A 13,831-nucleotide genomic window follows, 5' to 3' on the forward strand; every position below is an offset into this window, starting at 1 on the left:
TGGATAGATTGCCCGGGTGGTGAGGCCGGAGCAGGGGCACGAGGTGGGTCACGCCGACGCCGACGACGCTCCGCACGCCGACGACGCCGACGCCCCGCACGCAGGCGTCGCCTCGCGGCTCGCCCACCAGTGGAACGCGATCCGCAGCGCGGAGCGCCACCCGCCGCCGCCCCCCGCCCCGCCTCCGCACCGGATGGCCCACGTCCCGCACGGCGTCGAGCTGGCGGCGTCCTGGTCGTGGCGGTTCCTGGTCATCGCCGCGGCGGTGGCGCTGCTCGGCTGGCTGGTCGCCTTCCTCGCGGTCATCGTCATCCCCGTGGTGGTGGCGCTGCTGGTCACCGCCCTGGTCGTGCCCGTCGTCGAGCGGCTGACCCGCATCGGCGTACGCCGGAGCGTGGCGTCGATCCTGGTCGTGCTGGCCACCATCGGGGCGGTCGCCGCGCTGCTCACGTTCGCCGGCCAGCAGGTCGCGCAGGGCGCGAACGACCTGGCCGACCAGACGGTGGCCGGGCTCCAGAAGATCCGCGACTGGCTCAAGGACGGCCCGCTCAACGCCAGCGACTCGCAGATCAACGACGTCATCGACGGCATGCAGAAGGCGATCAGCGAGCAGTCGGGGGAGGGCGGCGTCGTCTCCCGGGTCACCGAGGTGGGCACCACGGTCGGCCACGTGCTTGCCGGCTTCTTCATCGTGCTGTTCTCGACCTACTTCTTCCTCTCCGACGGTGACCGGATCTGGGCCTGGGTGGTCCGGCTCTCGCCGCGCGCGGCCCGTGAGCGGGTCGACAGCTCGGGCCGGGTCGCCTGGATCTCGCTGACCCAGTTCGTGCGGGCCACCGTGATCGTGGCCGCCGTCGACGGCCTCCTCATCGGGGCCGGGGCGGCCATCATCGGCGTCCCGTTCTCGCTCGCCATCGGTGTGCTGGTCTTCCTCGGCGCCTTCGTGCCCATCATCGGTGCGACCATCGCCGGCACGGTCGCCATCCTCGTCGCGCTCGTCGACCAGGGGCCGGTCACGGCGTTGATCATGCTGGCCATCGTGATCGGGGTGCAGCAGCTCGAGGGCCACGTCCTCCAGCCCTTCCTCATGGGCCGCTGGGTGTCAGTGCACCCACTCGCGGTGATCCTCGCGATCGGTGCCGGCGTGCTCACCGCTGGCGTCGCCGGCGCGCTCGTCGCGGTGCCGCTCGCGGCCGCCGCCAACGCCGTCGTGCAGCACCTCGCCGGCTACACCGAGCCCGGTGACGACCCGGTCGAGGAGCTCGCGGAGGACTACGTCGAGACCGGCGAGACCGCTGTCGTGGAGGGGGCGCACGACGCGCCTGCGGACTCCGGCGGCCCGGACGACGGAGCGGTCGGTGGCTGACGCCCCGCTCGACGAGTGCCCGGTGACGCTGGCGGACGTCGAGGCGGCCCGCGAGCTGATCCGGGGCGTGGCCATCGAGACGCCGATGGAGCAGTCCCGCTGGCTGTCGGCGCTGGTGGGCGGCCCGGTGTCGCTCAAGGCGGAGAACCTGCAGCGCACCGGCTCGTTCAAGGCCCGCGGCGCCTTCACCCGGATCTCGCGTCTCTCGCCTGAGGAGCGGGCCCGCGGCGTCGTCGCGGCCTCGGCCGGCAACCACGCCCAGGGGGTCGCGCTCGCCGCCCAGCTGCTCGGCATCACCTCGACCGTCTTCATGCCCGAGGGAGCGCCGATCCCCAAGGAGCGGGCCACTCGCGGCTACGGCGCGGACGTCGTCTTCGAGGGCAGGACGCTGGAGGAGTCGCTGGTCGCGGCGCGGCGCTTCGCCGAGGAGACCGGTGCCGTGCTGATCCACCCGTTCGACCACGTCGACATCATCAGCGGGCAGGGGACGCTCGGGCTCGAGGTGCTGGAACAGGCGCCCGACGTGCGCACGGTCATCGTCCCGACCGGCGGAGGTGGGCTCCTGGCCGGAGTCGCGATCGCGGTCAAGGCGCTGCGCCCGGACGTCCGGGTCGTCGGTGTGCAGGCGGCCGGCGCAGCGGCGTACCCGCCCTCGCTGGAGGCGGGTCACCCCGAGCCGCTGGCGTCGATGAACACCATGGCCGACGGCATCGCGGTGGGCCTGCCGGGGGACCTGACGTTCGCCGCGGTCCGCGACCACGTCGACGAGATGCTCACCGTCTCAGAGGACTCCCTGGCCCGGGCCCTGCTGGCCCTGGTCGAACGGGCCAAGATGGTCGTCGAGCCCGCCGGCGCCGCCGCCGTGGCGGCGATCCTCGACCAGCCGCAGCGCTTCGAGACCCCGGTGGTCGCGGTGCTCTCGGGCGGCAACATCGACCCGCTGCTGCTCGGCAAGGTGATCAGGCACGGCATGGCGGCCGCCGGGCGCTACCTCAACCTGCACGTCAACATCCCGGACACCCCAGGCGGGCTGGCGACCCTGCTGACCGAGGTCAGTGCCGTGGGCGCCAACGTGCTGGAGGTCGCGCACGAGCGGATCTCACCGCGGCTGCACCTTGACGAGGTCGAGGTGCACCTGCAGCTCGAGACCCGCGGCGCCGAGCACTCCGAGCAGGTGATGGACCGGCTCCGCGAGCGCGGCTACCGGATCTACGAGTAGCCGAGCGCGCTGTCGGTGTGGGTGATCAGCCCGTGAAGGGCACCGCGTCGACGATCTCGACGCTGACGTCCTTGCCGTTGGGGGCCGTGTAGCTGACCTTCTCGCCGCGCTTGCGGCCGTTGATCGCCGCACCGAGGGCGGACTGGGGGGAGTAGACCGTGAGGCCCTCCTCCTCCATCTCCCGGGCACCGAAGAGGAAGGTCTCCTCGTCGTCGAAGTCCACGAAGCGGATGGTGACCTTCATGCCCTGCTCGACGATGCCGTCGTCGGGAGGCGTCTCGCCCACCTCGGCCCGGCGGAGCATGTCCTCGAGCTGACGGATCCGGGCCTCCTGCTTGCCCTGCTCGTCCTTGGCCGCGTGGTAGCCGCCGTTCTCCTTGAGGTCGCCCTCGTCACGCGCCGAGCTGATGCGCTCGATGATTTCCTGGCGCTTCGGTCCCTTGAGGTCCTCCAGCTCAGCGGTCAGCTTGTCGTGCGCCTCCTGCGTGAGCCAGATGGTGGCCTGCTCGGTGGACTGAGTCATGGGGGTACTCCTGAGATGTCGCTCGATGATGGTCGACTGGCGTCGTGATCGGTGGTGATCGGTCGTGATCGGTCGTGGTGGTTCGTGATCGACGCCGGTCGGCGCTGGGCCGGTCAGATGACTGCCGGCAGCGTCAGAAGGTTCAGTCTAACAAGGCAACCGTCATCGGGGTCTTTTCTGACCCTCGGCCGTGCAGCCGAGCGACTCGACGGCGGTGGCCCGGCGCTCGGTCCGCACCTCCACGACCTGGCGCTGTCCGACGGCAGGGTCAGGGGTGAAGGCGAGCTCGCCGACCACGTTGTGGTCCTCGGCGTAGGCACGGAGCCGGCAGCTCGCCTCGACCTCGTCGTCGGCCAGACTGACGACCAGCACCACCGAGACGGTGGAGTCGTCGACGACCGAGAAGCTCTCGAGCTCTGAGGTGACCTGGGCCTGCGTGCTGCCGGCCATGGTCCAGACGAGCCAGCCGAGGAACACCACGGCGACGACGACCGTTGCACCGACCAGCAGGCGCCGACGGCCCGCCGACGGCGCGCCGTACCGGTCGGCGAGGCTGTCCTGCGTGCTCACCCGTCCACTCTCACACCTAGGCTGAACACATGCCGAATCCCCCTGGGCCGACCGATGGAAAGCCTCGCGCGGGGCTCCGGCTGATGCACGTGCACGCGCACCCCGACGACGAGTCCAGCAAGGGCGCGGCCTCGACCGCGATGTACGTCGCGCAGGGTGTCGACGTGCACGTCGCCACCTGCACCGGCGGGGAGCGCGGTTCGATCCTCAACCCGAAGATGGACCGGCCCGACGTGCTGGCCAACATCTCCGAGATCCGCAGGCAGGAGATGGAGCGCGCGCGCGACATCCTCGGCATCCGGCAGGACTGGCTCGGCTTCGTCGACTCGGGCTGGCCCGAGGGTGACCCCAAGCCTCCGCTCCCGGACGGCTGTTTCGCACTGGTGCCGCTCGAGGAGGCCGCCGCACCCCTGGTGAAGGTGATCCGCGAGTTCAAGCCGCACGTGCTGACGACCTACGACGAGCGTGGCGGCTATCCACATCCCGACCACATCAAGTGCCACGAGGTTTCCGTGGAGGCGTTCGAGGCGGCCGCCGACCCGGAGCGCTATCCCGAGCTGGGCGAGCCGTGGCAGGTCCTCAAGCTCTACTACCACCACTCGTTCAACCGCCCGCGGATGCTGGCGTTGCACGAGGCGATGCTCGCCCACGGTCTGGAGTCACCGTGGGAGGAGCGGCTCAAGGAGTGGGAGCCCGAGCCGGAGTGGGACGCCCGGATCACCACCAAGGTGCCGTGCAGCGACTACTTCGGGGTCCGGGACCAGGCGCTGCTCGCGCACGCCACCCAGATCGACCCCGACGGCTTCTGGTTCGCGATCCCACGGGAGATCCAGGAGGACGTCGCCCCCACCGAGGACTACGAGCTCGTCAAGTCGTTCGTCGACAGCCCCGTCCCCGAGGACGATCTCTTCGCGGGCATCCAGGTTCCCGGGGCTGAAGAGGAGCAGCGCGGGAGCGGCCCGCTCTGAAGTCACTCGGCGGGTTCTCCGTCGACATAGGGTGCTGCTCATGCCCAATGGGACCCTGGCGAGGTTGGTCGCACCGTTCACCTTCAACTCATCGCGGTGGCACCTCGACCAATGGGCAGCATCGGCCGGTAGAGCCGCAGCTCCCGGTGACCGGGTGCTCGATGCGGGCGCCGGCAATGCCCGCTACCGGGACCACTTCGCGCACGCGAAGTACGAGACGTCGGACCTCGTCGTGATCGACCGGGGTGACGCCCCGCCCGACTACGTGTGCAGCGTCGACGACATGCCGATGGCTGACGACACCTACGACTTGGTGTTCTGCTCCCAGGTGCTCGAGCACGTGACGGATCCTCGGGCGGCACTTGCCGAGATCCATCGGGTGCTCAAGCCGACGGGACAGGTGTGGATCTCCGCACCCCTGTTCTACGAGGAGCACGAGCAGCCGTTCGACTTCCGCCGCTACACCCAGTTCGAGTGGCGCCGCCTGGCTGGTGAGGCGGGGTTCGACATCGTCTCGATCGACTGGCTGGAGGGCTACTACGGCACGGTCAGCTATCAGCTCCAGATGTTCGCCCGATGCATGTCGCGACCGTGGCTGCCGGTCCGGGCGGTGGCTCTGCTCGCGGCGTACTTCTTCGCGAAGCTGGACGTACGACGCAAGGTCACCGACCGCGGGATGCCGAAGAACTACTGCGTCGTGATGCGCCCGGCCTGAGTGGTGGACGAGCACCTGTTCGCGGGCATCCAGCTGCCTGGGACAATGGCGCCATGACCCTCCTGCTGCTCGCCCAGCACGCGCTGGATCTCGGCCTGGACCTCGTCCTGGCCTCCGACGAGGCGCCCGAGGCCGAGGACGTCAAGGCGGGATGGACGGCGTTCGTGGTGTTCCTGCTCCTCATCGGCGCCGTGGTGCTGCTCGGCTTCAGCCTGGTCAAGCACCTGCGCCGGGCTCAGGCTGCGGAGGAGGCGGGCCTCTACGGCTCGGACGCGGCTGTGAAGGACACCGAGGACCAGGAGCCTCGTCAGAGCTAGGTCAGAGGACCAGGAACAGCACCAGCACGACAGCGATCACGAGGGCGAGGATGGCGATGGTGCGGGTGTTCATGGGTTCTCCTGGTGGTTCGTCGGTTTCTCCGAACCCCGGTGCCCGACGAGGCCCCCGCACAAACGGCCCCGGTCAGCGGGTGGGCGCGTCGCTAGCATGACCGCACGAGGAGGTCGTGTGTCTGAGGACCTGGCCGTCGTGCTGCGGTCGCGGTGGGACGTGCTGCTCGTCGTCGCTGCGGGAGGTGCGCTCGGGAGCCTGGGCCGCTGGGGGGTGGGCGAGGTCGTGCCGTGGTCCGGGGACGGGTTCCCCTGGGCAACGTTCATCGAGAACATCTCCGGAGGCCTTGCCCTCGGGGTGCTGATCGTGTTCCTCCTCGACGTGTGGCCGCCGCACCGCTACCTCCGCCCCTTCCTGGGCGTCGGGCTGCTCGGCGGCTACACCACCTTCTCGGCCTACATGCTCGAGTCGCGCGACCTCCTCGCCGGGGGTGAGGCCGCCACCGCGTTCGCCTACCTGGGCGGATCACTCGTCGCCGGGCTGACCGCGGTCTGGCTCGGGATCGCGTCCGCCCGCGCCGGGGCGGGGCTGGCGAAGCGTGGACGGCGGCACCCGGCAGATCGCACAGAGCAGACGACGCAGCGACGGCCCGACCGAAGGAGCAACCGATGACCCTACGAGGTCCCGCCACCAGGCTGACGATCATGGTGGGGGAGTCCGACCAGGCGCACCACCACCCCGTCTACACCGAGATCGTGCACCGTGCGCACCGGGCCGGTCTCGCCGGCGCCAGCGTCTTCCGGGGCATCGAGGGCTTCGGCAAGTCCCACCACATCCACACGACCCGGCTGCTCTCCCTGAGCGAGGACCTCCCGGTCGCGGTCGTCATCGTCGACACCGACGAGCGGATCCGGGCCTTCCTCCCCGAGCTGGAGGAGCTGGAGGTCGAGGGCCTGGTGATCCTGGAGCCGGTCGAGGTCGTCCGCTACGCCGGCCGCAGCCCGTCCAGCACCGACGAGGGTCGCCCGTGACGGTGGCTATGGTGCTGCTCGGGGGCGCCATCGGGGCGCCCCTGCGCTACCTGGTCGACCTGGTGGTGCAGTCCAGGCACGACAGCGTCTTCCCGTGGGGGACCTTCACGGTCAACGTGGCCGGGTCGCTGGTCCTGGGAGTCACCGCGGCGGTGGCCAGCGACGTCGGCCTGCCTGCCTGGCTGCTCGCCCTCGTCGGCACCGGCTTGTGCGGTGCGCTCACGACGTTCTCCACGTTCGGCCTCGAGACCATCCGGCTGCTCGAGGAAGGATCGGTCTTCACCGCAGTGGCCAACTGCGCCGCGAGCCTCACCATCGGGTTGGGCGCCTGTGCAGGCGGGTTCGCGGCAGCCGCCGCGCTGCTGTGAGTCTCGACGAAGGAGTGATGGCGTGACCAACCGTCTGGCCGGGGCGACGAGCCCCTACCTGCTGCAGCACGCGGACAACCCGGTCGACTGGTGGGAGTGGGGGCCGGAGGCGTTCGAGGAGGCGCGGCGCCGCGACGTACCGATCCTGCTGAGCGTCGGCTACGCCGCGTGCCACTGGTGCCACGTGATGGCGCACGAGTCGTTCGAGGACGAGGCGACCGCGGACTACCTCAACGAGCACTACGTCAGCATCAAGGTCGACCGCGAGGAGCGGCCCGACGTCGACGCGGTCTACATGAACGCGACCACCGCCATGACCGGGCACGGCGGCTGGCCGATGACCTGCGTGCTGGACCACGACGGCAACCCGTGGTTTGCGGGGACCTACTTCCCGGATCAGCCCAGGCACGGGCAGCCGTCGTTCACCCAGGTGCTGCAGGCGCTCAGCGAAGCGTGGCGGGACAAGCCGGACGACGTACGCCGGGTGGCCGGCAACCTGCGCGAGCACTTGAACCAGACGCTGCCAACGGGGTCCGCCCCGATCGACGCCGACGACCTCGGCCGCGCGGTGGCCACGCTGGCCGCGGACTTCGACGCGGAGCGCGGCGGGTTCGGGGCTGCGCCCAAGTTCCCACCGTCGATGGTGCTTGAGTTCCTGCTGCGGCAGGGCTCGGAGCAGGCCCGGGGCATGGCGGCGACGACGCTGCGGGCGATGGCCCGCGGGGGCATCCACGACCAGCTGGGCGGGGGCTTCGCGCGCTACAGCGTCGACGCGGACTGGGTGGTGCCCCACTTCGAGAAGATGCTCTACGACAACGCGCTGCTGCTGCGGGTGTATGCCGAGTGGGGCGCTGCCGACTGGGGCTCGCCGGAAGGCGTCTGGGCCGCCGAGGGCATCGCCGACTTCCTGCTCGGCGAGCTGCGCACGGCCGAGGGCGGCTTCGCCTCGGCGCTCGACGCGGACTCCGAGGGCGAGGAGGGCACCTACTACGTCTGGACGCCGCAACAGCTCGTCGACGCCCTCGGCGAGGACGACGGCCGGTGGGCGGCCGACCTGCTGTCGGTGACCGACGCCGGCACCTTCGAGCACGGCGCCTCGACGCTCCAGCTGCGCGATGACCCCGAGGACGCTGCCGGCCTGGAGCGCTGGTTCGGGATCCAGCGCCGGCTCCGCGAGGCCCGCGACCGGCGCGAGCGCCCGGCCCGTGACGACAAGGTGGTGGCGGCGTGGAACGGCCTGGCCATCAGCGGGCTGTGCCGGGCCGGGACGCTGCTCGGGCTGCCGGCGTACGTCGAGGCGGCGGTCGCCGCCGGTGAGCTGCTGTGGCGGGTCCACCTCGTCGACGGCCGCCTCCGCCGGGTCTCGAGGGATGGCGCCGTCGGGGCGCCGTCCGGCGTTCTGGAGGACCACGGCTGCGTGGCGGGCGGCTTCCTCGACCTCGTGCAGGCGACCGGCGAGGCGGTGTGGCTCGAGCGGGCCCGCACGATCCTGGACAGCGCGCTGGAGCACTTCGCCGCCGAGGACGGCGGGTTCTACGACACTGCCGACGACGCCGAGGCGCTGGTCGCGCGGCCGCGTGACCCGGGAGACAACGCGTCCCCGTCCGGGCTGTCCGCGATGGTGCACGCGCTGGTCACCGCGCACGCGCTGACAGGTGAAGGGCGCTACCGGGACGCGGCGGAGGCGGCGCTCGCGACCGTCTCCACCCTGGCCGAGCGGGCGCCGCGGTTCGCGGGCTGGTCGCTGGCCGCCGCCCAGGCGATGCAGGACGGCCCGCTCGAGGTGGCCGTGGTCGGCCCGGCCGGTGCCGACCGGGACGCCTTGGCGCTCGCCGCGCGGCAGCACCTCGGAGCGGTCGTCGTGGTCGCGGACGGGCCGCGCGACGACATCCCGCTCCTGTCCGGCCGCGCGCCCGTCGACGGCCGCCCGGCGGCGTACGTGTGTCGGGGGTTCGTGTGCGAGCGGCCGGTGACCGAGGTCGACGCCCTTCTGGCAGCGCTTACCGCGGAGTAGGTTCGGCCCATGCCGGGCGACACCTACGACTACGTCATCGTCGGCGCGGGCAGCGCGGGCGCCGTGGTCGCGGCCCGGCTCTCGGAGGACCCGAAGGTCAGCGTCCTGCTCCTCGAGGCCGGCGGGGAGACCGAGGGTGCCGACGAGATCAGCGTCCCCGCGGCGTTCTCGTCGCTGTTCAAGACCCGCTGGGACTGGAACTACACGACGACCGAGCAGAAGCAGCTGCACGGCCGCCGCGCCTACTGGCCGCGGATGAAGGCGCTCGGCGGCTGCTCGTCGATGAACGCGATGATCTACATCCGCGGCAATCGCGCCGACTACGACTCCTGGCGCGACCAGTACGGCGCCGCGGGCTGGGGCTTCGACGACGTGCTGCCCTACTTCGTCAGGTCCGAGGGCAACACCCGGCTCGGCGCCCCGCTGCACGGGCGGTCCGGGCCGCTGCACGTGGAGGACCGCGTCTACACCCACGAGCTGAGCCACGCCTTCGTCGACAGCGCTGCCAGCGCCGGCCTCAAACGGACCGACGACTTCAACGGCGCCGAGCAGGAGGGGGCCGGGCTCTACCAGGTGACCTGCCGGAAGGGACGGCGCTGGTCGACCTATGACGCGTTCCTCAAGCCGGCCCGCAGCCGGACCAACCTCACCGTGGCGACGGGTGCCCTGGCCGCCCGGGTGGACCTCGACGGCGAGCGGGCCACGGGCGTCACGTTCCGCCGGAGCGGTCGCGAGCAGACCGTCACCGCGAACCGCGAGGTGGTCCTCTGCGGCGGCGCGATCAACAGCCCGCAGCTGCTGCTGCTGTCCGGCATCGGCCCGGCGTCGCACCTGCGCGAGGTCGGCGTCGACGTCAAGGTCGACCTGACGGGCGTCGGCGCCAACCTCCAGGACCACCCCGTCGTGCCGTTGCTGTGGGACACGCACGGCACCACCGACCTCGCCCAGCTCAACAACATCGCCAACTTCGCGCGCTGGAAGGCGCGCGGCACCGGGCCGCTGGCGTCCAACATCGGCGAGGCGGGCGCGTTCTTCACCAGCCGCGACGGCCTGGCCGCCCCAGACATCCAGATCCACGTGGCGCCGTCGGGGTTCTACGACAACGGCCTGCACGAGCCCGACCGGCGGATGGTGACCGCGGCCGCGACGCTGGTCTCGGTGCAGAGCCGGGGGCACATCCGGCTCCGGTCGGCCGACCCCGCCTGGCACCCGGAGATCGAGGCGGCCTACTTCGAGGACCAGGTCGACCTCGACGCGATGCTGGTCGGCCTGCGTCGCACCTGGGAGATCTGCACCCAGGGCGCCCTGGGCGGGTTCGTGACCAGGCCCTGGAACCTCCCCGACGCCCCAAGTGACGAGGACCTCGTCGAGCACGCCCGGCGTTGGGGGCAGACGCTCTACCACCCGACCTCGACCTGCGCGATGGGCACCGGCGAGGACGCCGTCGTCGACCCGGAGCTGCGGGTCCGCGGCGTCAGCGGCCTGCGCGTCGCCGACGCCTCGGTCATGCCCGCCGTCGTCCGCGGCAACACCAACGCACCCACGATCATGATCGGCGAGAAGGCCGCCGATCTCCTCAGGGAGGACCTCTGATGACCGCAACCGAGACCCGGATCACTGCCGGGGCCACCACTTTCGAGTCGCTCGACCCACGCACCGGCGACGTCGTCGCGACCCATCCGGTACACAGCGCCGACGAGGTCCGCGCCGCCGTCGAGCGCGCCCGCGAGCAGGCCGCCTGGTGGGGTGGGCTCTCCTTCGACGAGCGCGAGACCCACCTGCAGACCTGGAAGGGCGTGATGACGCGGCGGCTCGCGCAGCTCGCCGCCTTGATGCACGCCGAGACCGGCAAGCCGCACGGCGACGCCATGATGGAGTCCGCGCTGGGCATCGACCACCTGGCCTGGGCGGCGTCCCATGCGGAGAAGGTCCTCAAGCGGCGCAAGGTCCCGAGCGGGCTGCTCATGGCCAACCAGGCGGCCTACGTCGAGTACCGGCCGCTCGGCGTGGTCGGCGTGATCGGGCCCTGGAACTACCCGGTGTTCACCCCCATGGGCTCGATCGCCTACGCGCTCGCCGCCGGCAACGCGGTCGTCTTCAAGCCCAGTGAGTACACCCCCGGGGTGGGCGAGTGGCTGGCCCGCACGTTCCTCGAGTCGGTCGGCCGTCCCGTCCTCCAGGTCGTGACCGGCTTCGGCGAGACCGGAGCCGCGCTGTGCTCGGCCGGCGTCGACAAGGTCGCGTTCACCGGCTCCACGGCCACCGGCAAGAAGGTGATGGCCACCTGCGCCGAGACGCTCACCCCCGTGGTGATCGAGGCCGGCGGGAAGGACGCCCTGCTCGTGGACCACGACGCCGACATCGAGGCCGCGGCGGACGCCGCCCTCTGGGGTGCCTGCGCCAACGCGGGCCAGACGTGCACGGGCGTGGAGCGCGTCTACGTCCACGAGCGGGTCTACGACGACTTCCTGGCCGAGCTCGTCGACAAGGCCAAGGACCTGCGCGCCCACGACGGCCCGGACTCGCCCATCGGCCCGATCACGATGCCCAGCCAGCTCGACGTGATCCGCAGCCACATCCAGGACGCGCTGGACCGCGGGGGCCGGGCCGTGCTGGGTGGCGTCGACGCGGTGGGTGAGCGGTTCGTCCAGCCCACGATCCTGGTCGACGTACCGGAGGACTCGCTCGCGGTGCAGGAGGAGACGTTCGGCCCGACCCTCACGGTCGCCAAGGTGCGCGACATGGACGAGGCGGTCGAGAGGACCAACGCGACCCGCTACGGCCTGGCGTCGTCGGTGTTCTCCAAGGAGCGCGGCATGGAGCTCGCGTCGCGGATCCGGTCCGGCATGACGGCCGTCAACGGCGTCATCACCTTCGCCGGCGTCCCCTCGCTGCCGTTCGGCGGCGTCGGCGACTCCGGGTTCGGCCGCATCCACGGCCCCGACGGTCTCAAGGAGTTCACCTACGCCAAGGCGATCGCGCGCCAGCGGTTCAAGCCGCTGCTGGCCCTGACGTCGTTCTCCCGCACCGAGAAGGCCGACTCACAGCTGGCCCAGCTGATCACGATGCTGCACGGGCGCGGGACGACGATCCCGAAGCCGTAGGCCTCACCGCAGGCTGTAGGTCGCCAGCGAGACGCCGACGTAGTGCGCGGCGAAGGCCAGCACGGTGAACGAGTGGAAGACCTCGTGGAAGCCGAAGTACTTCGGTGACGGGTCCGGGAACTTGAAGCCGTAGACCGCGCCGCCGAGCGTGTAGAGGCCGCCGCCCACCACGATCATCACGAACGCAGCCATGCCCAGGCCACCGCCGAGCGACTTGGCGCCCTCGAAGAACCCGGGGATGAAGAACACCGCCGCCCAGCCGAGGGCGATGTAGATCGGGGTGTAGAGCCAGCGCGGCGCGTCGGTCCAGAACACCCGGAACAGGACGCCGAGGACGGCGCCGCCCCACACGACCGAGAGCAGCACCACCCGTTGGGTGCCGTCGAGGAGCAGCAGCGCGAACGGGGTGTAGGAGCCGGCGATCAGCACGAACACGTTGGAGTGGTCGAAGCGGCGCAGGAAGGCCCAGGTCCGGGGCGACCAGTTGCCGGTGTGATAGATCGCGGAGACGGTGAACAGGAGCAGCGCCGAGATCGTGAAGACCACCGACCCGATCCGTGTCGTGGTGGTGGGGGACAGCGCGATCAGCACGATCCCACCTGCCAGCGCCAAGGGCACGGTGCCGAGGTGCAGCCAGCCCCGCAGCTTGGGCTTGATGTCCGCCAGCGTCTCGGCCAGCGAGTCGTGGAGGTGGTCGATGCCGGCGCGCAGAGAGTCAGGCACCGGGTTGTTCATAGGTCGAACCTACTCGCCGGTCCTGAACCAGCGGCGACAAAGCGACGACAATCACCCGATCCGCGCGGTGCCCGTCAGTACCATCGAGCCGTGGCGGACTGGAAGCGCGGGCTGCGGCGGGTGCTCTACCCGGCCTACGAGGCCCGGATGCTCCGCCGGATGCCGGACAACATCCCGCAGCACGTCGGCGTCATGCTCGACGGCAACCGGCGCTGGGCGAAGTCGGTCGGCGCCGACACCGCGCACGGCCACCAGGCCGGGGCCGACAACATCCAGCCGCTGCTCGGCTGGTGCGACGAGGTCGGCATCCAGGTCGTCACGCTCTGGTTGCTGTCGACCGACAACCTCAACCGCCCGGCCGCCGAGCTCAACCCGCTGCTGGAGATCATCGAGACCGCCGTCGAGTCACTGGCCGAGCAGCGGCGCTGGCGGCTGCACCCGGTGGGCGCCCTGGACCTGCTCCCGTCCTCGACCGCCCAGAAGCTCAAGGCGGCGGAGGAGGCGACCCGCGACGTCGACGGGATGCTCGTCAACATCGCGGTCGGCTACGGCGGCCGCCGGGAGATCGCGGACGCCGTGCGGTCCCTGCTCCAGGAGCACGCCGGCCGCGGGACCTCCCTGGAGGAGCTCGCGCAGATCATCGACGTCGAGCACATCGCCGACCACCTCTACACCAAGGGCCAGCCCGACCCGGACCTGGTGATCCGCACCTCGGGCGAGCAGCGGCTGGGCGGCTTCCTGCTGTGGCAGAGCGCCAAGTCGGAGTTCTACTTCTGCGAGGCCTACTGGCCGGACTTCCGACGCGTCGACTTCCTGCGCGCGATCCGGGCCTACGCCGAGCGCGAGCGCCGGTTCGGTTCCTGACCGGTCGCCAACGGTTCACCCCGA

At 71.2% G+C, this 13,831-nt stretch carries 15 protein-coding genes; 12 read left to right on the plus strand and 3 right to left on the minus strand.

Going from position 1 to position 13,831, the window contains the following annotated elements:
• Positions 1–16: 16 nt before the first annotated feature.
• Both ACYVC6_RS11305 and ilvA read left to right on the plus strand, forming a co-directional pair.
• Positions 17–1,366: an AI-2E family transporter gene (locus ACYVC6_RS11305; protein ID WP_460714031.1), complete on the plus strand. Its 1,350-nt coding sequence runs from the start codon at positions 17–19 to the stop codon at positions 1,364–1,366.
• A complete protein-coding gene (gene ilvA / locus ACYVC6_RS11310; protein ID WP_460714033.1) occupies positions 1,359–2,585 on the plus strand; it encodes a threonine ammonia-lyase in 1,227 nt (408 codons plus the stop codon). The genes ACYVC6_RS11305 and ilvA overlap by 8 nt, the downstream gene beginning before the upstream one ends.
• 25 nt (positions 2,586–2,610) lie before the next feature.
• On the opposite strand, the gene greA is transcribed toward ilvA, so the two are convergent.
• Both greA and ACYVC6_RS11320 read right to left on the minus strand, forming a co-directional pair.
• On the minus strand, positions 2,611–3,108 hold the full coding sequence (gene greA, locus ACYVC6_RS11315; RefSeq protein ID WP_460714035.1) for a transcription elongation factor GreA: 498 nt from the start codon (positions 3,106–3,108) through the stop codon (positions 2,611–2,613).
• 162 nt (positions 3,109–3,270) lie between these two features.
• Complete coding sequence (locus tag ACYVC6_RS11320) at positions 3,271–3,678, minus strand: DUF4307 domain-containing protein (RefSeq protein ID WP_460714037.1); 408 nt, start codon at positions 3,676–3,678, stop codon at positions 3,271–3,273.
• Positions 3,679–3,707: 29 nt separating this feature from the next.
• Between ACYVC6_RS11320 and mca the strand changes: the two genes are divergently transcribed.
• The 9 genes from mca (at position 3,708) to ACYVC6_RS11365 (ending at position 12,208) form a co-directional block, all read left to right on the plus strand.
• Positions 3,708–4,646 carry a mycothiol conjugate amidase Mca gene (mca, locus tag ACYVC6_RS11325; protein ID WP_460714039.1) on the plus strand — a complete coding sequence of 313 codons (939 nt, stop codon included), beginning with the start codon at positions 3,708–3,710 and terminating at the stop codon, positions 4,644–4,646.
• A 40-nt stretch (positions 4,647–4,686) separates the two neighbouring features.
• Entirely contained in the window at positions 4,687–5,361 is a 675-nt protein-coding gene (locus ACYVC6_RS11330; RefSeq protein WP_460714041.1) for a class I SAM-dependent methyltransferase, read from the plus strand.
• 53 nt (positions 5,362–5,414) lie between these two features.
• Positions 5,415–5,678 carry a hypothetical protein gene (locus ACYVC6_RS11335; protein ID WP_460714043.1) on the plus strand — a complete coding sequence of 88 codons (264 nt, stop codon included), beginning with the start codon at positions 5,415–5,417 and terminating at the stop codon, positions 5,676–5,678.
• Between the two features lie 190 nt (positions 5,679–5,868).
• The gene (locus ACYVC6_RS11340; RefSeq protein ID WP_460714045.1) at positions 5,869–6,363 is read left to right on the plus strand and encodes a fluoride efflux transporter FluC; all 495 of its coding nucleotides are present in this window, start codon (positions 5,869–5,871) and stop codon (positions 6,361–6,363) included.
• Positions 6,360–6,722, plus strand: a complete 363-nt coding sequence (locus tag ACYVC6_RS11345) for a DUF190 domain-containing protein (protein WP_460714047.1) — start codon at positions 6,360–6,362, stop codon at positions 6,720–6,722. Before ACYVC6_RS11340 ends, ACYVC6_RS11345 begins: the two co-directional genes overlap by 4 nt.
• Positions 6,719–7,090, plus strand: a complete 372-nt coding sequence (gene crcB / locus ACYVC6_RS11350; RefSeq protein WP_460714049.1) for a fluoride efflux transporter CrcB — start codon at positions 6,719–6,721, stop codon at positions 7,088–7,090. Before ACYVC6_RS11345 ends, crcB begins: the two co-directional genes overlap by 4 nt.
• A 22-nt stretch (positions 7,091–7,112) precedes the next feature.
• The gene (locus ACYVC6_RS11355) at positions 7,113–9,104 is read left to right on the plus strand and encodes a thioredoxin domain-containing protein (RefSeq protein WP_460714051.1); all 1,992 of its coding nucleotides are present in this window, start codon (positions 7,113–7,115) and stop codon (positions 9,102–9,104) included.
• A gap of 9 nt (positions 9,105–9,113) precedes the next feature.
• Entirely contained in the window at positions 9,114–10,697 is a 1,584-nt protein-coding gene (locus ACYVC6_RS11360) for a GMC family oxidoreductase (RefSeq protein ID WP_460714053.1), read from the plus strand.
• Positions 10,697–12,208, plus strand: coding sequence for an aldehyde dehydrogenase family protein (locus ACYVC6_RS11365; protein WP_460714055.1), 1,512 nt, complete (start codon positions 10,697–10,699; stop codon positions 12,206–12,208). The genes ACYVC6_RS11360 and ACYVC6_RS11365 overlap by 1 nt, the downstream gene beginning before the upstream one ends.
• Positions 12,209–12,211: 3 nt before the next feature.
• Here ACYVC6_RS11365 and trhA read toward each other — a convergent pair whose 3' ends face one another.
• Entirely contained in the window at positions 12,212–12,931 is a 720-nt protein-coding gene (gene trhA, locus ACYVC6_RS11370) for a PAQR family membrane homeostasis protein TrhA (protein WP_460714057.1), read from the minus strand.
• Between the two features lie 102 nt (positions 12,932–13,033).
• On the opposite strand from trhA, the gene ACYVC6_RS11375 reads away from it, so the two are divergent.
• Positions 13,034–13,807 carry an isoprenyl transferase gene (locus tag ACYVC6_RS11375; RefSeq protein ID WP_460714059.1) on the plus strand — a complete coding sequence of 258 codons (774 nt, stop codon included), beginning with the start codon at positions 13,034–13,036 and terminating at the stop codon, positions 13,805–13,807.
• The last annotated feature ends 24 nt before the right edge of the window (positions 13,808–13,831 follow it).

The organism is Nocardioides dilutus, assembly GCF_054779555.1.